This is a genomic window from Acidithiobacillus sp., assembly GCF_023229925.1.
In the GTDB taxonomy this organism is placed as follows: Bacteria; Pseudomonadota; Gammaproteobacteria; order Acidithiobacillales; family Acidithiobacillaceae; genus Acidithiobacillus.
Map to the genome: position 1 here is coordinate 669,380 of NZ_JALNYM010000002.1, position 20,738 is coordinate 690,117.

Annotated in this window: 16 protein-coding genes and 2 pseudogenes; 14 read left to right on the plus strand and 4 right to left on the minus strand. The window is 54.8% G+C overall.

What is annotated here, in order from left to right:
- Positions 1-34: 34 nt before the first annotated feature.
- Positions 35-505 (minus strand): annotated as a pseudogene (locus M0P56_RS12440) (ORF6N domain-containing protein); the annotation flags it as partial.
- Positions 506-564: 59 nt separating this feature from the next.
- Here M0P56_RS12440 and M0P56_RS09705 point away from each other — a divergent pair.
- The 11 genes from M0P56_RS09705 to M0P56_RS09755 all read left to right on the plus strand — a co-directional run bounded on the left by M0P56_RS09705 (position 565) and on the right by M0P56_RS09755 (position 14,566).
- Positions 565-915 carry an addiction module antidote protein gene (locus M0P56_RS09705; RefSeq protein ID WP_291509817.1) on the plus strand — a complete coding sequence of 117 codons (351 nt, stop codon included), beginning with the start codon at positions 565-567 and terminating at the stop codon, positions 913-915.
- A 53-nt stretch (positions 916-968) separates the two neighbouring features.
- Positions 969-1,496 carry a hypothetical protein gene (locus tag M0P56_RS09710; protein WP_291509818.1) on the plus strand — a complete coding sequence of 176 codons (528 nt, stop codon included), beginning with the start codon at positions 969-971 and terminating at the stop codon, positions 1,494-1,496.
- Positions 1,497-1,578: 82 nt separating this feature from the next.
- A complete protein-coding gene (locus tag M0P56_RS09715) occupies positions 1,579-1,803 on the plus strand; it encodes a hypothetical protein (RefSeq protein ID WP_291509819.1) in 225 nt (74 codons plus the stop codon).
- Complete coding sequence (locus M0P56_RS09720; RefSeq protein ID WP_291509820.1) at positions 1,803-3,974, plus strand: ATP-binding protein; 2,172 nt, start codon at positions 1,803-1,805, stop codon at positions 3,972-3,974. The genes M0P56_RS09715 and M0P56_RS09720 overlap by 1 nt, the downstream gene beginning before the upstream one ends.
- Positions 3,971-5,329, plus strand: coding sequence for a hypothetical protein (locus M0P56_RS09725; RefSeq protein ID WP_291509821.1), 1,359 nt, complete (start codon positions 3,971-3,973; stop codon positions 5,327-5,329). The genes M0P56_RS09720 and M0P56_RS09725 overlap by 4 nt, the downstream gene beginning before the upstream one ends.
- A 530-nt stretch (positions 5,330-5,859) precedes the next feature.
- Entirely contained in the window at positions 5,860-6,822 is a 963-nt protein-coding gene (locus M0P56_RS09730) for an ankyrin repeat domain-containing protein (RefSeq protein WP_291509822.1), read from the plus strand.
- Between the two features lie 34 nt (positions 6,823-6,856).
- Positions 6,857-8,314 carry an ATP-binding protein gene (locus M0P56_RS09735; RefSeq protein WP_291509823.1) on the plus strand — a complete coding sequence of 486 codons (1,458 nt, stop codon included), beginning with the start codon at positions 6,857-6,859 and terminating at the stop codon, positions 8,312-8,314.
- Between the two features lie 21 nt (positions 8,315-8,335).
- Complete coding sequence (locus M0P56_RS09740) at positions 8,336-11,251, plus strand: Z1 domain-containing protein (RefSeq protein WP_291509824.1); 2,916 nt, start codon at positions 8,336-8,338, stop codon at positions 11,249-11,251.
- Complete coding sequence (locus M0P56_RS09745) at positions 11,235-12,257, plus strand: PD-(D/E)XK motif protein (RefSeq protein WP_291509825.1); 1,023 nt, start codon at positions 11,235-11,237, stop codon at positions 12,255-12,257. Before M0P56_RS09740 ends, M0P56_RS09745 begins: the two co-directional genes overlap by 17 nt.
- Entirely contained in the window at positions 12,257-14,050 is a 1,794-nt protein-coding gene (locus M0P56_RS09750; protein WP_291509826.1) for an AIPR family protein, read from the plus strand. The genes M0P56_RS09745 and M0P56_RS09750 overlap by 1 nt, the downstream gene beginning before the upstream one ends.
- A 24-nt stretch (positions 14,051-14,074) precedes the next feature.
- Complete coding sequence (locus tag M0P56_RS09755) at positions 14,075-14,566, plus strand: very short patch repair endonuclease (RefSeq protein ID WP_291509827.1); 492 nt, start codon at positions 14,075-14,077, stop codon at positions 14,564-14,566.
- Here M0P56_RS09755 and M0P56_RS09760 read toward each other — a convergent pair.
- Together M0P56_RS09760 and M0P56_RS09765 are read right to left on the minus strand one after the other, a co-directional pair.
- Complete coding sequence (locus M0P56_RS09760) at positions 14,552-15,736, minus strand: restriction endonuclease (RefSeq protein WP_291509828.1); 1,185 nt, start codon at positions 15,734-15,736, stop codon at positions 14,552-14,554. The genes M0P56_RS09755 and M0P56_RS09760 overlap by 15 nt on opposite strands.
- The gene (locus tag M0P56_RS09765) at positions 15,737-16,693 is read right to left on the minus strand and encodes a DNA cytosine methyltransferase (protein WP_291509829.1); all 957 of its coding nucleotides are present in this window, start codon (positions 16,691-16,693) and stop codon (positions 15,737-15,739) included. It abuts the gene before it with no gap.
- A 569-nt stretch (positions 16,694-17,262) separates the two neighbouring features.
- On the opposite strand from M0P56_RS09765, the gene istA reads away from it, so the two are divergent.
- Entirely contained in the window at positions 17,263-18,765 is a 1,503-nt protein-coding gene (gene istA, locus M0P56_RS09770) for an IS21 family transposase (RefSeq protein ID WP_291509830.1), read from the plus strand.
- Positions 18,758-19,495 carry an IS21-like element helper ATPase IstB gene (gene istB / locus M0P56_RS09775; RefSeq protein WP_291509831.1) on the plus strand — a complete coding sequence of 246 codons (738 nt, stop codon included), beginning with the start codon at positions 18,758-18,760 and terminating at the stop codon, positions 19,493-19,495. The genes istA and istB overlap by 8 nt, the downstream gene beginning before the upstream one ends.
- Positions 19,496-19,711: 216 nt before the next feature.
- On the opposite strand, the pseudogene M0P56_RS12445 reads toward istB, so the two are convergent.
- Positions 19,712-20,143, minus strand: a pseudogene (locus M0P56_RS12445) (autoinducer binding domain-containing protein); the annotation flags it as partial.
- Positions 20,144-20,315: 172 nt separating this feature from the next.
- On the opposite strand from M0P56_RS12445, the gene M0P56_RS09780 reads away from it, so the two are divergent.
- A complete protein-coding gene (locus M0P56_RS09780) occupies positions 20,316-20,696 on the plus strand; it encodes a DUF4902 domain-containing protein (protein ID WP_291509832.1) in 381 nt (126 codons plus the stop codon).
- The last annotated feature ends 42 nt before the right edge of the window (positions 20,697-20,738 follow it).

Sequence of the window (20,738 nt, forward strand, 5' to 3'; positions counted from 1 at the left end):
CCCGCGCCGAGTTCAGTGCCGGGGCCGCCATGATGGCCCCATGCTCGGTGAAGGCGTAGGGCGGATAGCGGCGGCTCCCGCGGCCAGTGTTTGAGGTCGCATTTTGCGAACTCAACGTCGCATGTTCCTCTGCATTCAACTGAAACAGGAAATCCGCCAGGAAACGGTCCCCATTGCGCTTGACCTGCTCATTGAGGCGCTTGGTCGTCACCCCGTCTATAAACGAAAATGGACGCCTAACGAATCGAGCACTACTTGCCGGCTGGCGATCATCGGGACCTGTACCTTGACTGGCTGCGGTGGTTGCGTGACAGCTAGGCCAAGGTAGCAGTGGTACGGAGTGTAACCCGGATTGAACTTGGCAACTTCGGCGATCACAAGTTCTGCCGTGATGGCGTCCGGGAACTACGCATCGACGTGGGGCCGGGCTACCGGGTGTACTATGCCTTGTCGGGAAGCCGCGTGGTGTTGCAGTGTTGCTGCTACGCGGCGGCGACAAGCGCACGCACAATGCGGATATCGCGCGGGCCGTGGGATATTGGCAGGACTGGCAGAGGAGAACGGATGATGAAAAATAGACCCCATGACGATGCAATGGCCGAGCTGTATCGCGGCGATCCAGCGTTCGCGCTGGGAGTCATCAATGACATGCTGGAAGACGGCGACCAAGCCGAACTGCTGATCGTGCTGCGTCAGATGGCGCAGGCTTTCGGCGGTGTTCAGGCGGTGGCTGAGCAGGCCCACTTGAACCTAACGCAGATCTATCGCACGCTTTCGCCGAAGGGCAATCCGGCGCTCAGCATCTTCTCAGCCATTCTCAAGGCGATGGGGCTGCGGCTGGCGGTGCAGCCGCTGTGTCGCCGCCTCTTTCATCTGTCCACACCGCCTGACTCGGTATTGGGCCTGCCTGCATGACCTCAACGTCTGCTCTGAGGTTGGAGGGCATCCGGAAAAGCAGGCTTGTTCTGATGACAGCTATCGAGAGAGGCCGCTCTGGCAAGTGGATTCTCCGGTTATGGAGTCGCTTCATCAAAACTCGAGATTCGTTCCGATGCGTGTGCTGTGATTCGACCCAAAGGATTCAGGCGCACCACGTCATTCGAAAGACGCTCTATCCATGGGGCGCCTTTGAGACTGGAAACGGCATCACGCTGTGTCATGAATGCCATGGGCGTGTACATGCCGAGTTCAATGGCCAGCCCGACATGGTTTTGCCTCTGGGGGCTGAACAAGGAGACGATCAGGATGAATGGGCTTTCCTCTTCGGGCTACTGCGGGATGATGCTGTCCAGCGTGGCCTTGACGAGGGCGAGTTCTACCATCTCGGCGACCACATGCTGAAGTTCTTCGTGCGTTGTCAGGGATATAAAGAACTGCATCAAAGGGTCATGCTCGGCGAAATGAGCCGCATCAGATTTGCCCATGAAGTCTGGCGGCCGATGCCCGAGGCTTGGTACACGAACTTCGTTTCCGAGCTGGTGAGATTAAACCTGTAGAAGCCCTGCCCGACAGAACTCCTGGCCGATGCAGTTACAATTTGCTAACATCATGAAGTCATGAAATAACGGGCGGTTATGTATGCTGGCTGTTTTTTCGAGAAAAGTGGCTGATCGAGACAGTGCCGCTGCTGATGGCAAGGATGTTTCGCTTCAAGTCATGGTGCCCGTGCACATCAAGCGGGAAGTGAGTCTGCGGGCTGCGCAGGAGGGCATGACACAGAGAACCATCATTCTGAGCGCGCTGAAAGCCATCGGTTTTGCGGTGAAGGACGACGGGCTATGTGATAAACGGAAGACGCGCTGATGGCTACGACCAGCAAACCCACCAATGATGCAGTCAAACTACCCTTCCGGCCGCGTGCGCGGCTGTTGCAACTGTTAGGCGACCAGCTTATCGGAACCCCTCGCCTTGCGGTCTTTGAACTCGTCAAGAACGCCTACGACGCCGATGCCGAGACAGTCACCGTAACCCTCAACGGGCTTCGGACGTCCAACCCAACCATCGTCGTGGAAGACGATGGTGATGGAATGGCGCTTGCCACCATCAGAGACATCTGGCTGGTGCCCGCGCATGACCATCGCGAGGTGCAGCGCAAGGCGCTGAAAAGAACACGGCTGAATCGGCTGCCCCTTGGAGAGAAGGGGCTGGGTCGCTTTGCGGTGCACAAGCTGGGAGATCACATCAAGCTGGTCACCCGGGCGAAGGGCCAGTTGGAGTGTGTTGTTCGTATCGACTGGTCCGCGCTGATGGAGAAGCAATTTCTCTCAGAGGCGGAGGTCAGCGTGCAGACGAGACAGCCTGAAGTCTTCAAGGGAACCAAGACCGGGACCAGATTGACCATCAGCAAGTTGCGTGAAGCGACATGGACGCGGGGCGAGGTGCGGCGACTGCTTCGGCAGATCACGTCGATCGCATCGCCTTTCACTGATCGCTCCGACCGTTTCGAGACCGAATTGAAGGTTCCCGAGCACCCGGACTGGGTCTCGGGAGTTCCTGATGTCGATGTTCTGCTCAAGCGTGCCCCCTGGTACTTCCATTTTTCGTTGGAAGACGGACAACTCAAGTGGTCGTACGAGTTCAGAGGTGTCACGGGCATCAAGCTGGCACCGAGGAATATCCCGGAACAAACGTCGACTTTGCTTATCGCGCAGGAACGAGATACCGACATCTACGGGACGGATCAGGGAACCAAGCCGGCGAAGCCAAAGAGAGTCACGGCTGACACGGCTCTCTCCAACGGCATCGGGACCGTCAAGGGCGAGTTCTACGTTTTCGACCGCGATCAAGACATCCTGACCCGATTGGGGGACAGTCAGCTTGTCCAAAACTTCCTTGATGAGAGTGGGGGCGTCCGCGTTTACCGGGACAGTATCCGCGTCTACAACTACGGCGAACCCGGCGACGACTGGCTTGGGCTGGACCTTCGCCGCGTCAACACACCCACGCGCAACATCAGCAGGAACATCGTGGTGGGTGCGATCGATCTGTCCCTTGAGCAAAGCCACAAGCTGACGGAGAAGACAAACCGCGAAGGCTTCGTGGAAAACGATGCATATCGACGGCTCAGGCAGATAGTGCTGGGAGCCCTCGCAGTCCTCGAAGTTGAACGCAAGATAGACAAGGACAACATCCGTGCGTTGACCGGAAAAGGGCATGACCCCGAGGCGGCAAACATTGCACAGCCTCTCCAGGCATTGAGGGATGCTGCCAAGAAGCACCACATCTCCAAAGAGCTTGATCCGTTGATCAATAAGGCGGAGAAGAATTACAATGAAATGCGAGACACGATGCTTCGCGCCGGCCTGTCGGGCATGGGATTGGCCATTGTGTTTCACGAAATCGAACAGGGTGTCCGTGTCCTGCATGACGCCATTGAAGCGCGGCGGAGTCTAGATTCCGTACAGGTGCAGGCGAGGGAGCTGGTGCGAATCCTCGACGGGTTCAGCGAACTGTTGCGCAAGGGTGAGCAACGCCCCAACAGCGTCAAGCATTTGATCAAGCGCGCACGGGACATCAATCGTGTCAGATTCCGCAATCACGAAGTCAAGCTCGTATGCCCCGCCCTGGAAGATGATGCTCCGGATATCGAAAGGAACTTTGCTTTCGGGCTGCTCCTGGGGGCCTTGAACAATCTTCTCGACAACGCCTTCTACTGGCTGCAGGTGCGCTGGCCTGAAGGTCAGGGCACATCTCAGCGGAAGCTGTACATCAATATCGAGATGGACTTTGCGGGGGGGCCCGCGATCATCGTTGCCGACAACGGCCCGGGTTTCCAGGATGGCCCTGATCGGTTGAGGCGTCCCTTTTTCAGTCGGCGTCCTGACGGCATGGGTGTGGGGCTCTATTACACCAACATGGTGATGGAGCTGAATGGCGGCCGCCTAGCCTTCCCTGATGCCGATGAGGCCAACGTTCCGGAAGGTTTTGACGGTGCAGTGCTGGCTCTGGTATTCGGCAAGGGGGACAAATTTTGATCTTCTCGGCATCGCGTTTCGTCGTCGTGGATGATAAAGAAATTCATCTGCGCGCAATCACCGATACGTTCCAACGCCTGGGAACCCCTTGCATTGGAATACGGTACGAACCCGCAGAGGAATTGAATCCTGATCACTTCAGGAGTGTGCGTTGCCTGTTCGTGGACCTGCACTTGGTAGATGGCCAAGCGAGTACGGATGAGCGACGCCACTACGCCTTAATAGCGTCGATTCTGGAAGACAACATCAACAGAAATGGTGGGCCGTTCATTCTCGTCCTCTGGACTGCTCATGAGCACTTGAGCGCCGAGTTGCGGGACTACCTTGATCAGCACATAGACGCGAATAAGCCCTATGCACGCCCGCTTGCAGTCCTGAGTCTTGCCAAGGAAAGGTTTGTCGACGTCAATAGTGGAAGCGTAAACAATCCAGAAGAGCTTCGGCAGGCTATAGAGCAGGCGATCATCTCCAATAGTCAGCTTGCCGCACTGCTTGGCTGGGAGTCTGACGTTCTGGCTGCGGCAGGTGATACGCTGGCATCACTCTTAAATTTGGTGCCTGCTGAGCAGCGAACGAGCGTCGCGTTCCCGGCAGCGCTTAATACGATTCTCAGTAGGCTGGCACGGGAAACGGTCGGCCGCAGTCATGTCGATGTGGATCCACGTACCGCTATCTCTATGGCGCTCGCTCCGATTCTTTCTGATCGCATTCTCAATCAGGATGTCGCGGAGACAACTCAGGGAATCTGGAAAGCGGCTGTCACCCGCTACAACGACAGGCAGCTTGAGGCTGCTCCGCCCTTGATGGCGGGCGAGATCAACCGGATGCTGCATCTGGCCGTACCCGGTTCGGAGACTTTTCTGCCTGCCGACTGGGGAGCGGTTGTTACTTGGCCATTCCCATGGGCCGATGATGAACTGAAACGCCTGACCGGACTGACCATCAAGCAGATGCTGTGCGAAGAATTCCGCCTGCGCAGCCATGCTATCGAGGTCTGCAAGCCGGTCCTGATTCGCGTAGGCGCCGCCTGTGACTATGCGCAGAACAATCGTGGTCCTATCATGTTTTTGTTTGGATTGGATATTCCGGAAGATGCGGAACGGCAGAAGGATTCAAATGAGCGCCCGATCAAGTTGACGGATGCGATCTGGAAGTCACCTATCTTTCTCATGCCTGGAGCTGCTGAAGCAACCCGTCTGCATGCGCACATCCGTTTTCCACAGATCTACCTGCCGGAAGCATGCTCCCAGTGGACGGTATATTGCCGCCTACGCGAACAACTCCTGATGCATCTGATCAGTACAGCAAGCAATCATGTCGCACGTCCCGGCATTGTCCAGCTTCCGGTGGATTGAGGTGCATGCTGGGCTATTTACAAGCGTCGGCCGCCACACTTTTGGCTCAATATCGGAGAATGGTCGGTTCAAGCCGGTTTGTCGAAACGATCATGGTTTCTACGGCAATGAAGATTTGGGCATATTTTCAAACATGGCAGGTGCTGTGGTCACAGTTTTGCGCTACATATTCGTGCGAACGCTGATTTCTGACCCGACGACGGTAGGTGATCCTTATTGCGAGCGTGCTTATCCGGTTAACGCAGACACCAACTACATATGGTGGCCTTGGCATTCGAGGAAGGATAGATTGCGGTAGCATATTCACAGCAGTTTCAATCGTCACATCTAACAGTTAAACATCATCGTCTTATTGATTTATATTGATACCATACTACTGCATATATGGCTGCCATAGACTGATAGATCGTACCGAACTGCATCTGTTGGTTGTCTGCGTTAACCGGATAAGCACGATGCGACTATGGGGAGGGCAAGTCCTGGGCATCAGATCTTCACAACCTCAAAGATCTATTAATCGTCTTCTCAAGATGGCTGTACTCGCCGGGGCCCAGGCAGTCGTACATTTCCATATCCGTCGTGGGGATGACATTAATGCTTTAGATGATAAAGGCCGCTCACCCTTGATGTTAGCCGCATCAAAAGGGCATACCGAAACATGCAGGATTCTTCTTGATGCCGGAGCCGATCCGCTTGTTCTTGATAATGAGGGTAATGACGTACTTTCCATTGCCCTTGCCACTGGCAGATTCGATCTTGCGGCGCTTTTGCGCGAGCGTCTTGCTATCCTCCAAAATTTAGTACATACGCAGATAGAGGGGCAAGAGATGTATATCTTGCCTGAGCCGCAAAGCAACATGGACTTCGATGGTGCAAGCCCATGTGAAGAAAATCCTGACCTATCCTTTTGGGAGAAGGATACGGAGTTGCCTCCGCCGCTAGCCGAGCAGTGTTTCGTGGCGATGGCCTCGGCGCTTCAAAGCGGCATCTCGGCCCATATTCCCATCGACACTGACGTCGACTGGTCAGACATTGACATTGACCTACCAAATATACAAAACAGTCGCAAGCGCAAAAATAACTTGGACAACCATGATCGTGACGCGGCACGATGGCTCTTCTTAGCCGGGTTGAGGGACGGCTGTGTGTCGCGGCAGTGGGTTGCTGACGTAACTTACGGAGTTGATAGCGAGCCTCGAGATGAGTTTGAAATGCGCCTGTTATTCACGTTAGATGATATCGGCATTCTCGTTGATGACATAGACTGGGGTTGGCAATTATCGGGTGACGTCGAGACCATCAACGATGAGTGGGAACTCATGGCTGACGATGCCGTATCCTTCCTTTCTGATTTGACACAGCAAGAAAATGATCCCCTCAGCCTCTATGTCAAGGATGTAGCCGCTCTGAGCAGCCCCTCCCGTGCGGCAAAACTGCGCAACTTCCACGAAAATTTTGACCGCAAGAAAACAGAGAAAGAAGATGAACTCTAATAAGTCACGTCATGCACCACCAAAGGCCGGAGCAATGATTGAATCTCTGCGAGGACTTGGCTATTCGACCGCTACAGCGCTGGCAGACATTATTGATAATAGTATTACCGCGCGCGCAAGTAGAGTAGAGGTCCTGTTTTCCTGGCATGATACGGCGAGTGTTATTGCAGTGCTCGATAATGGCGAGGGGATGGATGAGCATGAATTAGACCTCGCCATGCGTCTCGGTGAAAGGAGTCCGCTTGACGGCAGAGACGTACATGACCTCGGCCGGTTTGGACTGGGTCTCAAAACGGCATCGTTCTCGCAATGCAGGATGCTGACAGTCGCCTCCCTTAAGGAAGGCAGGATAAGCTGTCTGCGCTGGGATCTTGACGTGCTAACAGCCCGCCAGAACGATGGCTGGCTTCTTCTCGAAGGCCCGGATGGGGGCTCGGAAGACCTGCTGCTACCATTGACCGATCAGGGACAGGGTACACTGGTACTTTGGGAGAAACCCGACAGGATTGTTACCCCGGGCTTCTGTGAGCAGGATTTCCTTGATCTCGCCGACCGGGTTGAGCGGCATCTCGCTATGGTCTTTCATCGTTTTCTCTGTGGGCTCCAGCCTCGGTTGCACATTACCATCAACGGTCAGCCTGTGGGGCCATGGGATCCGTTTCTTATCGGACACTCGGCCACATGGTTATCCCCTATTGAGCGCATCGCCGCCGAGGGAGGAACCGTGGAAGTTCAGTGCCATGTATTGCCTCACAAGGATCGTGTCCAGGCGCGCGAGTACGAGTCAGCGGCCGGCCCTGACGGATGGACCGCCCAGCAGGGCTTCTACGTGTACCGAAATGAACGGCTCCTCGTTGCAGGGAGTTGGTTAGGCCTTGGGCGGGGACGCTCCTGGACAAAAGAAGAGGCGCATCGGTTGGCCCGGATAAGATTGGACTTGCCAAACACTGCCGATGCAGAATGGAAAATTGATGTTCGCAAGTCTACAGCACGGCCTCCAGTGTCCATTAGGGAAAGGCTCACGCGACTTGCTGAGGATACACGAGAACGAGCGCGCCGTGTATTCGCTCACCGTGGCCAACCGGTCCGAATCGGGAATGGCGGGCCTTTGGTACAGGCTTGGCGCACGGAACACTTCAAAGGTGGTGTGCGATACCGAATTGACAAGGATCATCCGGCAGTGAGAGCCGTTCTTGACGATGCCGGGACTATCGAGCCACAGATTTTGGCCATGCTGCGAGTCATCGAGGAAACCATTCCGGTTCAGCGAATCTGGCTGGATACCACCGATTCACGTGAGACACCACGTACCGGTTTCGCAGGAGAGTCATCCGCAGAGGTCGCTGCCATCCTGTCAGTCATGTACAGGAATATGGTTCTGCGAAAGGGTATCTCGCCGGCGCTTGCGCGTGAACAACTGCTCTGCACGGAGCCCTTTAATGAATACCCCGAGTTGGTAGTCGTACTTCCCGACTCTCCCAGCAGTCAGTGACACCACCCAGGAGTAGGAGAAATGGCAACAGCAACAGAGGAAAACAGACAGAGGGTGGTCAAGTTTGCCCAGGAACTCCTGCTCGACGAAGAAGACCGGTCAGCAATTACCCCGGCGCTCATTGCTGAGAAGATCGACATGGTCGTGGCAATGAAGTCTAGGTGGGGAGAGGATCTGGACCGGGATGCAGTTACGGACGAACTGATTCGTCGCTTCAGTCTCTGGATTGGGCAGGACACCACGCTCAAGAGCGATGCCGGGCACGAGCCCTGGCTCAACTCGTCAAGGAAGCAGGACTGGCGCTACTGGCAGCGCTACCGCGAGTGGCTCGAGAGAAAGCTTTCCTGGAAAGCTGTCGAGGCCCTCGATAAGTCGAGCGATGCCGTCCTGGGATTGATGGAAGACCCCATGCGCGAGGGAAGATGGGACCGGCGTGGGCTCGTCGTCGGTCATGTGCAGTCTGGCAAGACGGGCAACTACACGGGGCTTATCTGCAAGGCAGCAGACGCAGGCTACAAGATCATTATCGTGCTTGCCGGCCTACACAATAATCTGCGCTCCCAAACCCAGATAAGGCTGGAGGAAGGATTCCTGGGATACGAAACATTGGCAGATCGAGACTCCGGGAGTGTGTTGGGAGTTGGCGAGATAGATAGTGATAAGGATATCCATCCCAACTGTGCGACCAACCGCTCCAACAAGGGCGATTTTAGCACAAGGATTGCCCGGCATTTAGCGGTATCTCCCGAAGAACGTCCCTGGCTTTTCGTTGTAAAGAAGAATAAAACCGTTCTTCGGGAGCTGCTGAAGTGGATTCAGAACCATGCGGCCGACACAAATCTTCTGAGCGCCGACGGACAGGCAACTACCGGCGATGGTCTGCCTAGGGTCAAAAAGATTGTTACCAAACTACCGCTGTTGATTATTGATGACGAGGCAGATCATGCATCTGTGGATACACAGGAACAGGTTTTTGATGCCGAGGGGAATCCTGATGACGAGCATTTGCCGACAACAATCAACAGACTTATCCGCAGAATCATGCATTCCTTCTCAAGAGCGGCTTATGTTGGTTACACCGCGACACCTTTCGCCAACATCTTTATCCACGAGCGAGGAGAGACCCGCGAGGAGGGTCCCGATCTGTTTCCTTCTTCCTTCATCATTAACCTTGCGGCCCCATCGAATTATGTCGGCCCTGCCAAGGTCTTCGGATTGCTGTCCCAGGAGGGCCGCTCGGGTGGCCTGCCTCTTGTTCGCCAAATCGACGACTGCGCGAGCGATGATGGCCACAACGGGTGGATGCCGCAAAAGCACAAGAACGGTCATACACCGCTCCATAATGGAGCCGACGCCCTGCCGCCCTCGCTTGTCAAGGCCATAGACGCCTTTCTGCTGGCCTGCGCGGCCCGTCATGTGCGTGGCCAAGGGAATGAACATTGTTCAATGCTCGTGCATGTCACACGCTTCAACACTGTCCAGAAGGATGTTCACAGACAGATCGGAGATCACGTCCATCATCTGCGCCAGAGAATTCTCCGTCATATTGACGACGAGCAGCCCCTCGAACGGCTGAAGGCCCTCTGGGAGAAAGATTTCATACCAACAGGCCAAGCTATCCGCATAGCCCAGCCCGACCAGGCGTCGCCCCGTGATCTGGAATGGGGCGAGATTTTGCCTGCGCTCTCCGACACTATCACCGATATCGAGATCAGGATGATCAATGGCACAGCCAAGGATGTCCTGAACTACGCAGAGCACGAGGGCACGGGTCTCAAAGTCATTGCCATTGGTGGAGACAAGCTTGCCCGAGGACTTACCCTGGAAGGTCTTTGTATCAGCTACTTTCTGCGAGCATCGAAGATGTATGACACGTTGATGCAGATGGGGCGCTGGTTTGGATACCGGCAGGGCTACCTCGACCTGTGCCGCCTTTATACCACCGCTGAACTTTACAGATGGTTCGGACACATTACCGACGCTGCCGAGGAGCTGCGGGAGGAGTTCGATCTGATGGCTGCCAGTGGTGCCACACCACGGGAGTACGGACTCAAGGTGCAGTCTCATCCTGTGCTGATGGTGACGTCACGCTTGAAGATGCGAGCGGCAAAAGATTTGTGGCTTTCTTTTAGTGGACAACTTCTTGAAACGGTCGTTTTCCATAAGTACACAAGTATTCTGGAAGGAAATCATACGGCGGCTGTACGGTTGATCGAAGCGATGGGACAGCCCACAGAAATCAACCCTTCGCGCTCCACACCAAAAGGCGAGCAGACTTGGAAAGGCTTCCTTTGGCGCGATGCCTTGCCAATTGAGGTCGTCGACTTCCTGGGTGCCTACGTGACACACCCTGAATCCTACAAGGTAAAGAGCACCCTTATTGCAGAATTCATCCAATCAATGAATGAGGTTGGTGAGCTCACTCGCTGGACGGTCGCCCTGGTTGGTGGGGGTGATGGGAGCTACTACGAGCTGACAACAGGAATAGGGGTCAAAATGCTAAAGCGATCGAACAATGGACTCAGGGATGACCGGTATTCAATTGGCAGGCTCCTATCACCGCGGGACGAGTCTATAGACATTGATAGCGCGACTTGGATGGCTGCCTTAGAGAAAACCCGCAGTGTATGGAAGCCTGATCCTGCCAGACTTCGCGATGGAAATCCTCAGGAGCCACCAGATGTGCCAAGCGGGCCAGCGATTCGCGAGATACGGGGATCTGGTGCGCAAAACATTGAGCCATCGCGAGATCGAGGGCTTCTCCTTCTATACGTCCTTGATCCTGACCTCTCAGGAGCAAATCTTCCAGAGAACGCACCACCGATAATTGCTTTCGCGGTTAGTTTTCCGGGCAGCAGTGCGGCAAAAAAGGTTCTATACAAGGTCAACAGCGTGGAATGGCGTCAGTGGGAGCAGGACTATGGTCCTTCAGAATAAGGAGGAAGAACTGCTCGCAGCTTGGCGCGCCCTAGCCGGAAATTTAGTCACGGAAGGATGGCGCACTATTCCAATCGCGTACGGCGGTCCCCGCCGGCTGCTTGCTGGTCGACATTTCCCTGGCAACGAGGAAGCCCTGCTTGTGGGATTCGCCTCTGTCCGTCTACCACCGAATGAACAACTCCCCCAGGGTCAGGGGTTCATCGTGTCTAGGGCCACCCTCGACGAGGACGGTGCAGACCGCATCTGGATCTCGCTCCGTAGACAGAGTGCCGGTAGCCTCGACCTCTTCACCATGATGGCTGAAGACGTGGTGTCTATCCTGGAAAGGTTTAGTAATGCTGACGAAGAGCGACTCTTTCACCTCTTCCTTGCAAGAATCAAAGCTTGGCAGGACTTCATGCGCCGGGGCGGGGACTGCGTCCTTGGCCCTGAGATGGAGGTGGGGCTCTTCGGTGAACTTGAAATCCTGCGTGATATCATCTCTGTCGGCCTACCTGCGCCTGTCGCTGTCGAGGCATGGCAGGGCCCACTGGACGGAATTCAGGACTTTATGCTGGGGGCTGGGGCAATCGAGGTCAAAAGCACGGCGTCTCCGAGCGGGTTCCCCGCAACCGTCGGCTCTCTTGATCAACTGGATGATTCGTTGACGCGACCGATTTTTCTTGCTGGTGTCCGACTCGCAATTGCTGCATCGGGTAGAACTCTTCCGGAGCAGGTTGGCGAACTGCGCAATCTGATGCGTGAGGAGTTCACCGCGCTAGGAATTCTGGATAGCCGTCTCCTTCACGCAGGCTTCCTGGACGCGGCCGCCGAACGTTACACTCGCCGCTTTTTGCGGGCAGGGAGTAAGACATTCCAACTTTCCGACGGCTTTCCTCGTCTGACGAGGGCAAACGTCGCCATTGAAATCAGACGGGCGCGTTACGAAATTGATCTTGACCTGATATCCACCGTGGATGTGGGGATTGAACATGCACTTAGAGAACTCGGGGTGATTCACTAATGGAATTAGAGGAATTTTTGCACCAGACTCAGGCTGAGGTGCGGACTGAGATCGGTGAACGCCTGAGCGCCTCGGGGGAGGCCTATCCTTATCCTGAATCCGTCTTTGCCGAAATCGTTATGCAGCACATGTCCGAGATCGGCATGACCTTCGAGCCAGAAGTGTGCCACTACTCTGCCAAGATCGGGAATGCCAACCTGCACCTAAGTGGTTTCTCCGTTTCCGATGAGGCCGACCAGCTTGACCTGTTCGTGAGCCTTTACAATGGCACAGATAAGATCGTTCCGATCCCCGACTCGGAGACCAAAACGGCTGCCGAACAATGCCTACGCTTTCTGGGAAAGTGCGCCGAGGGCAAGCTTGCGAGAACGATGGACGAATCCAACGATGCCTACGCCCTCGCGATGACTATACAGGGCTGCTATACCGACCTTGATCAGATCAGAATCTACGTTCTCACTGACAGGCAGGCAAAGGCCAAGAACTTCAAGGCACGCATGGTAAACGGAAAGACTGTCATGCTTGAGGTTATGGACATTGAGCGTCTCCACCGTCACTGGTCCGAGGGGAAGCCACGAGACGAGATCGTGGTGAATTTTGATGATGTTTCCGGCGGAGCATTGCCCTGCGTTTATGTCCCTGGCGAAATGACCGACTACGATTACGCTCTTACTGCCATTCCCGGAGAGGCTCTGCGCTTCGTCTACGAGAAATATGGTGCGCGCCTGCTGGAAGCGAATGTCCGTTCGTTTCTGAGCACAACAGGTAAGGTTAACAAGGGAATCCGTGACACACTTAAGGACGATCCAGAGCGTTTCATGGCCTACAACAATGGGATCGTCGTCGTTGCCGACGAGGTGCGCCTCGGCCGAACCGCCGATGGCGGTCCTGGTATCCTATGGCTCAAGGGCATGCAGATTGTGAACGGTGGGCAGACGACTGCTTCCATTTATTTTATCAAAAAAAGGATGCCGGAAATTGACCTACGGCATGTGCGGGTGCCTGCCAAGGTCATTATCTTGCGCTCGCATGACGCCGTGGCCGAGGAGTCCCTTATCTCCGAGATATCCAGGTTCGCCAATAGCCAGAATTCGGTTAAGCAGTCCGATCTGTCCGCCAACAAACCTTTCCACGTTGAGGTTGAGAAGCTTGCACTCTCTACCTATTGCCCCGATGGAATCGGTCGCTGGTTCTATGAGCGTGCCGCTGGCAGTTATAAGACAATGTTGACCCGTGAGGGGACTACACCTACGCGTCTAAGATACCTCAAGGAGGTCGTGACTCCACTTTCGCGGAAGATTACCAAGACCGACCTGGCGAAATACCTCAACACATGGGACCGTAAACCTGACATAGTCAGCCTTGGTGCGCAAAAAAATTTCGAGCGTCTCATGGACGGACTCAGGGAAATAGATGGGCAGCAGTCTGCTCTGCTACCAGATGTTATGGCATACAAGGCCATGATCGCCAAGGCCATCATCTTCAAGAAGACTCATTCGCTGGTCCGGCCAATGTTCCCAGCCTTTCAGGGAAATGTAGGTACCTACCTTGTCTCTCTGCTCTCCGAACGTCTTGGGGGCAGGATCGATCTAGAGAAGATCTGGGCACGACAGGATATTTCTGTCGCCCTCCGACAGCAGTTACAGACCTGGGCCGTCGAGGTCAACGAGGTGCTACACCGTTCATCCAGCGGGAAGATGATCTCTGAATGGGCCAAGAAGTCCGAGTGCTGGGATGCTGTCCGCTCGGCCTCCTATTCGCCCATTGGCGAGGGTATTCCTGAAGTGCGCTGATACAGGTGGAGAGGGGCAGCCAAGATGGTGGACATCGTCAATCCGGAAAATCGTAGCAGGATGATGGCCGGTGTGCGGGGAAAAGACACCAAACCCGAGATGATCGTTCGCCGAGCTCTTTTCGCCGAAGGAATGCGCTTCAGGCTGCATCGCAGGGATCTTCCAGGCACTCCAGATGTCGTACTGCCAAGCAGCAGGGTGGTGGTCTTTATTCATGGCTGCTTCTGGCACCGGCACTCGGAATGTCGGTTGGCCAAGTTGCCGACATCCAATGCCGCTTTCTGGCGCAATAAACTAGACGTGAACGTCGAACGTGACCATAGGGCTGTCGAGGCACTGGTCTCTGCTGGCTGGAGAGTCTTGATCATATGGGAATGCGCCACCCGAGATAAGTCCATAGCGCCAACTCTAGGAATGCTTGCGCGTAAATGGATAGAAGGCAGCATGACGTTTGGCGAAATACCCATCTCCTCGCCTGCACACCTGTCGGCATTTACGCGATTAAATACGTCTTAACCACATTCTAACCTTATCTAAATGACCAAATTGTTCTTTTAGCTTTACCGCAATATCTACTGCCGAAATAACTACTACCGGATGTTCATCCTGAACCAACTCACGATATGCCTGGGAATCAAGATAGGAAGTGGTTACTAGAATGCCAAACTGGCGATACCTGAGACGTGAAATAAGTCGAGACAAAGATTTTATTCCGACTGATGAACCCATGGCATAGCACTTGGCTTCCATGGCAAACTCAACATCAATAGCACCGGCGCCATGTCCAATACGATAAGTTCCAATGGCATCACGGCCTCCGTCACGCCATGGCCGTGTAATTTCATAACTATGTATATTAGGCATGAATAATATAGCAATTTCCATTGCACACCTTTCAAACGCGTAAGGATTTTCCTTGTAAGAATTGTAAATAAGATTTATATAAGACTTAAGATCGTCGGTTTGAGGTAGTTGTTGGGATTTTTGTCGGACAATCTTGGTTGGTTGCGACCGGAGGGGCGAGTATTTCCTTCCCCTCACCCACTCCAGCCACCGTTTTGGAGCATGAGGTGAGTCAATGGCATTATCTGCCTGAATGTCCTTGATCCAGGCTCGCGATACCACAGGGACATCAATGACAGTAAAAATCGCCTTGTAATTTTGAAATCGAACCCCTTCTTCAGACGTTCGCCACACCGCCACCAAGTCATCATCACCTCCAAACCCGGCTGCCCCTGGAACAGCAAGCCCCAGAAAACGCACGTCTCTGTAAGTTCCAGTGTTGCCAAATAGGAAAATCGGAGGAAAATGTGAGCTTACACTATGGTTATGTGCCTCATCAAAAATATTGCGAAGCATAATGTTTCCTTGTCTGGAAGTTTGGTGAAGATCTCCTGGGCTTCTATTATCTCCATAGTATATAAAAATGCCATCTTCATGATTCAGGCTGTCGGGCCAGTTAACATCTGCGAAGCTGGTTTTCAAGGCCAGAAGCTTGAGCGTTGTAATTTCAGGCCTTCGACCTAGATGACGAAATCCTGCACCATTATCGACACCCAGTAATTTAGGTAATGGATCATCTGATGCATTACCATTGCGTGAACCACCGTACACTTCGTCAACACTCAGATCTACAATATTCAGCTCATTATCAATGCATGTGTAATACCGAATAATTAGGTACAATTATTGCTGTCCGATCCAGTTGAATATGGCGGACATCACGTCAGCGCAAACGCCATTCCCACAAAGCCTTACTTTTTCTCTGCGACTGCCATAAGGCAGCGTATGTTCATTTCTCCCACCCATTGCCTTAACAAGCTCATCGGGTTGAAGCATTCGCAAATATGGTTCACCTGCGCGCCATGTGACCAGCCCGAATCGATCAACGGTGGTTACAGTTCGCAAGGGCGCGTCAAGAGTCTGCCACCCCCCAGCGTAATCTGAGCCGTAATAGACGATGATGAATGGAACATTACGCCCCAAATGATTTATAGCACGCTCAGCTCTTTCAATGGTCGCGGATGCTCTCCCGTGCTTGTACAGAAGGCCAGAATGATAGATCGCTCCCCAGTCGATAACATCCCGGGCGCTCATATTAGGACCATTATCAATCATCAGGAGGTCTTCTTTGGTAACCACTGAACCCTCTCGGTCACAAACAAGAAACATTCGCTTCCGCGCCTGTGCGGAACCAAACTCGGCTGAGTTCAGGTAAAGATCACTGACTATATATCCATGACTTTCAATGGTTCTGACCAATTCATTGTGTCTCGTCCATTTTTTCATGCGGTTTACATTTTCCACGATAACCCATCTAGGCTGCATCGATTCAATCCATGGAACAATTCCCATTGCAGTCTCTCGACTACGCTCGGAAACTGGCTTTGAGCCTCGTGCAATTGAATGGGACGTACACTCAGGGGAAGTCAGAAGGACATCTGGCCTATACAGTTGTCCTAAGGCACCAACATCTACATTCTCAATATATTCGGTAATCACGTCCGCATCAGGAAAATTGGACTTATAGGTTTTTGTGGCCAAGGCCCAGGAATCCAGGCCAAGCAAGGGAATACCACCACCGCGCACAGCACCTCTGGCACCGAAGCCGCCACCGCAGAACAAATCAACAAAGGTTGGCATGTTTATGATTGTCCGTCCGTAAGTGTTGCCAGGTTACCAGGTTTGTCTGCGCATGTCACATACACGCCTCAATGTCCCCTTGGCTCGGAGACCACTCCAGCACGGTGCTGCTGCCACATTACACAATCCAGCTGTCACGGGCCGGCAATATGGCGCCGCCGAAGGGCGGCGTAATGACGCCATTTCAAAGTACCTGAAATGGGATCTTGAACGGTGTTAAGAATGGGTGTTTTTGGCTCCTTTCGCAATGGTGTTTTTGTGGGCTGCCGGGAGCGGTCTGGGGGCGCGGTAACTCTCGCCATCCAGGATGAGTCGATAGGTGCCGTGCCGTAGCCGATCCATGTGGCTACCCCGAGCACGCGGTTGGCCGGGAAGATGTTTCCCCCCACTCGGCGAAGTCGAGATTGCTGGTCAGCATGGTGGAGACCCGCTCGTAGCGTTCGGCGATCAGATCGTGGAAATTGTAAAACAGCGTGCAAAAGTGAGCAGGAATCCGGGGGAAACAGCGTCCAAAATTGACCACCCCTGGTTGTGCCACACTCCGTCGTTTAGGCGGAGGTCATCCTGGAGTGCTTTGCATGGAAACCATCGGCAAGATTCGCCGTCGACATCAGGTGGGCGGGGAGAGCATTAGCGCTATCGCCCGCTCTTTAAATCTCTCGCGTAATACGGTCAAGAAGTACCTTGGCATGCTGGCCGAACCGGCCTATCGGCGATCCGCCCAACCCAAACCGCAACTCGGGCCTTTCTCAACCATGCTTGAGCAATGGCTGGCTTTTGATGCCACCTTACCCAAAGCCCGGCGGCGCAGCGCCCAGCGTTTGTTCGAGGGCTTGCAGGCCGAGGGCTATCACGGAGCCTATGACAGCGTTCAGCGCCATGTGAAGACATGGAAGGCAGCGTCATCGGGGCGTGGCACGGTCACGCAAGCCTTCGTGCCCCTGTCCTTTGCAGCCGGCGAGGTCGGCCAGTTCGACTGGAGTTACGAGCATGTGGTACTGGGCGGTGTGACGCAGACGATCAAGTTGGCGCACTTTCGGCTGGCCCACAGCCGGGCAATGTTCGTGGTCGCCTATCCCCGTGAGACGCAGGAGATGGTATTGGATGCCCATGATCGGGCATTCGCCTTCTTCGGCGGTGTGCCGCAGAAGATGGTCTACGACAACCTCAAGACGGTGGTCGATGCGGTGTTCAGCGGCAAGGAACGCCAGTTCAACCGACGTTTTCTGGCGCTGGCTAATCACTACCTGTTCGAGCCGGTGGCCTGTACGCCTGCCTCGGGCTGGGAGAAAGGGCAGGTCGAGAATCAGGTGGGCAATATCCGGGAGTGGTTATTCACCCCGACGCCCCATTCTGCTGACTTTGCTGAACTCAATGTTTGGCTTGAGCGTCGCTGCCGGGAACTGGCCGAACGAATGCATCCGAACAAGCTCTGCCGCATTACCGAGGCTTGGGCAGCGGAGCAACCGGCACTGCGGCCGGTCACGATGCCGTTCGACGGTTATGTCGAACAACCGCAGCGGGTGTCCAGTACCTGTCTCATCTCGGTCGACCGTAACCGGTACAGCGTGCCAGCCGCCTGGGCGGGTAAAGTGATTTCAGTGCGTATCAGCGCCACCCATGTGCGGATCGTGGCCGAGGGGAACGCAATTGCTGAACATGAACGTCTGTTCGGGCGGGATCAACTGGTCTGCCAGCCCTGGCACTATGTGCCGATCCTCGAAACCAAGCCCGGGGCACTGAGGCATGGTCAGCCCTTCATCGAATGGCAGCTCCCTTTGGCTATTGAGCGGGTGCGCACCTTTCTGCTCAAGCAGCCCAAGGGCGACCGGGCCTTCGCTGATCTGTTGCTGGCCGCCCGCAGTAGCGGGCTCGAAGCGCTGGATGTGGCGTGCCAGTTGGCCTCGGAGCATGGGCAACCCCATGGCTCGGTGGTGCTCAATGAGTTACGCCGTCTGACCGAGCCGGAACGAAGCCCTGCGATGGCGGTGCCTGCCGTCCTGATCCTGCGTAATGAGCCAGTCGCCAACTGCGGGCGCTACGATAGCTTGTTGGGAGGATGCCATGTCTGAGTCCAACCACCTGAACCGCCTGCGCGGCTTGAAGTTGTACGGCATGGCCGAGGCTTGGCGGGAATTGCAGGCGGAGTCGCCCAGGCACCCCATCCCGCCCGAAGGCATCCTGATGCGCCTGCTGGATGCCGAACAGGCCGACCGTCAAGCACGTAGCCTGGCCTATCAGCTCAAGGCCGCACGCTTTCCCGTACACCGGGATCTCGGTGGTTTCAATTGGCAGGAAGGTCCGCTAGAGCAGGCTCGGATCGAACAGCTCGCCCAAGGCGGCTACCTCGACACTGCCCACAACCTGATCCTGGTCGGCGGCACGGGTACCGGTAAAACCCATCTCGCCACAGCCCTCGGTGTCGCTGCCGTGCAGCAGGGCAAGCGCGTGCGCTTCTACAACGCCGTGGATCTGGTCAATCTACTGGATAAGGAAAAGCAACTGGCCAAGACCGGGCATCTGGCCCGCCAACTCACCCTGATGGACGCGGTCATCTTGGATGAACTCGGCTATTTGCCTTTCCCCGAATCTGGCGGCGCCTTGCTTTTCCACCTTATCAGCCAGCTCTACGAGAAAACCTCGCTGATTGTCACCACAAACCTGAGCTTCGGCGAATGGGTCAACGTGTTCGGCGACGCAAAAATGACCACTGCCCTGCTTGATCGCGTCACCCATCACTGCGACATCCTTGAGACCGGAAACGACTCCTACCGCTTCAAACAGCGCAAAAATTCAGCCTAAACCCTGGTCAAAATTGGACGCTGTTAGGTGGTCAATTTTCGACGCTGATTGACACTCTATGGGGCAGCGAAGACGAAAAACCCGGAACGCTGGTCAGGCGGCACACGCAATTGGACGCCGATCGGTGCGGTCGATCTGAACCCGCAGCGACAGGATAAAAAGGCTGCTTAAAAATGGGAGACGGTATCCTACCTTGACAGACGCCGCCCGCCATTCGGCGAGAGAAACCGCTTCTGCGGATCGAGCCAGGGTCAATAGACCGCCGGTCCCGTTGAGACCGGGGCAGGGCTGCGCCAACCCGGCCACCATCCCAAAGGAGCGGGCTTCTTCCCAGAAATCTGGCTCGGCCGCAAAAATCTCATTGGATCAGATGACGGTAGATGGGGTGCACCTGGCGCGTTGTATGGTTGGGTCGACGCAAAGGTATCCCTTTGCCGGGTAGACTTTCTGCCAATCAGCCGGATAATTGTTGAACACTGCAGTCTTCGGGCGGGTGAGTGGTAACGGCACGCACAAACCGTACGCGCAAAAATCGAATTCCATTGTGTGCGCGAGCGACGTAAGCATATTGAATACCTGGTGCTCACAGGTGGTGGACTGTACTACCTGCAGCAAATCTTCTTTCCAGGATCCATATGCTGTCTCCATTCCGATAGCCTCTGGTAGCAACGGATTGTAGCCGAATTGACCATTCGGCCTGCGAAAGTTGACATTATCACACTAATGGTAGTTCAGATAACCTCTGGTTTTACCTTGTTGGGGAACTATGATGGACTGCTACGGAAAAACAGTAATGCACCCGCATGCATGGGGAGCCAGGATGCTATCACAAGACGGCTATATCCGGATAACGCCGGAGGAGATGGTGGGTACCCCGCTTATTCACCTGATTTCCGGTCTGGACCAAGAGGAAGACAAAGACCACTCCTTGGGAGCAACCCGGACGTGCATTGCCGGATACACCGAATGGGTTAGCGATCAGCCTCCAGTGATCACGGTGGGATGGGACTGGCGGCTAGACAGCGAGTCCGGGGATCTGCGCTACCTGCGGACGAGCGCGCCACGGAGCAACATCATGTTCGTGGATGACCAGCATGTCGATCTGGGTCCAGCCAGAACCGAGGCTATTCTGGAGAAGATCATCAATGCGTTGGGCTGGCAGAGGGTGGTTCACTGCATCATAGCTCAGAGATACCAATGATCCGCCAACCTGACAGATTTGCCAGTATTGCGAGAATTCGAG

Excerpts from the sequence above, each read along its gene's own strand:
- M0P56_RS09705 (WP_291509817.1), top strand. The coding sequence starts at position 565 with ATGATGAAAAATAGACCCCATGACGATGCAATGGCCGAGCTGTATCGC.
- M0P56_RS09710 (WP_291509818.1), top strand. The coding sequence starts at position 969 with ATGACAGCTATCGAGAGAGGCCGCTCTGGCAAGTGGATTCTCCGGTTA.
- M0P56_RS09715 (WP_291509819.1), top strand. The coding sequence starts at position 1,579 with ATGCTGGCTGTTTTTTCGAGAAAAGTGGCTGATCGAGACAGTGCCGCT.
- M0P56_RS09720 (WP_291509820.1), top strand. The coding sequence starts at position 1,803 with ATGGCTACGACCAGCAAACCCACCAATGATGCAGTCAAACTACCCTTC.
- M0P56_RS09730 (WP_291509822.1), top strand. The coding sequence starts at position 5,860 with ATGGCTGTACTCGCCGGGGCCCAGGCAGTCGTACATTTCCATATCCGT.
- M0P56_RS09735 (WP_291509823.1), top strand. The coding sequence starts at position 6,857 with ATGATTGAATCTCTGCGAGGACTTGGCTATTCGACCGCTACAGCGCTG.
- M0P56_RS09740 (WP_291509824.1), top strand. The coding sequence starts at position 8,336 with ATGGCAACAGCAACAGAGGAAAACAGACAGAGGGTGGTCAAGTTTGCC.
- M0P56_RS09745 (WP_291509825.1), top strand. The coding sequence starts at position 11,235 with ATGGTCCTTCAGAATAAGGAGGAAGAACTGCTCGCAGCTTGGCGCGCC.
- M0P56_RS09750 (WP_291509826.1), top strand. The coding sequence starts at position 12,257 with ATGGAATTAGAGGAATTTTTGCACCAGACTCAGGCTGAGGTGCGGACT.
- M0P56_RS09755 (WP_291509827.1), top strand. The coding sequence starts at position 14,075 with ATGGTGGACATCGTCAATCCGGAAAATCGTAGCAGGATGATGGCCGGT.
- M0P56_RS09765 (WP_291509829.1), bottom strand. The coding sequence starts at position 16,693 with ATGCCAACCTTTGTTGATTTGTTCTGCGGTGGCGGCTTCGGTGCCAGA.
- istB (WP_291509831.1), top strand. The coding sequence starts at position 18,758 with ATGTCTGAGTCCAACCACCTGAACCGCCTGCGCGGCTTGAAGTTGTAC.
- M0P56_RS09780 (WP_291509832.1), top strand. The coding sequence starts at position 20,316 with ATGCTATCACAAGACGGCTATATCCGGATAACGCCGGAGGAGATGGTG.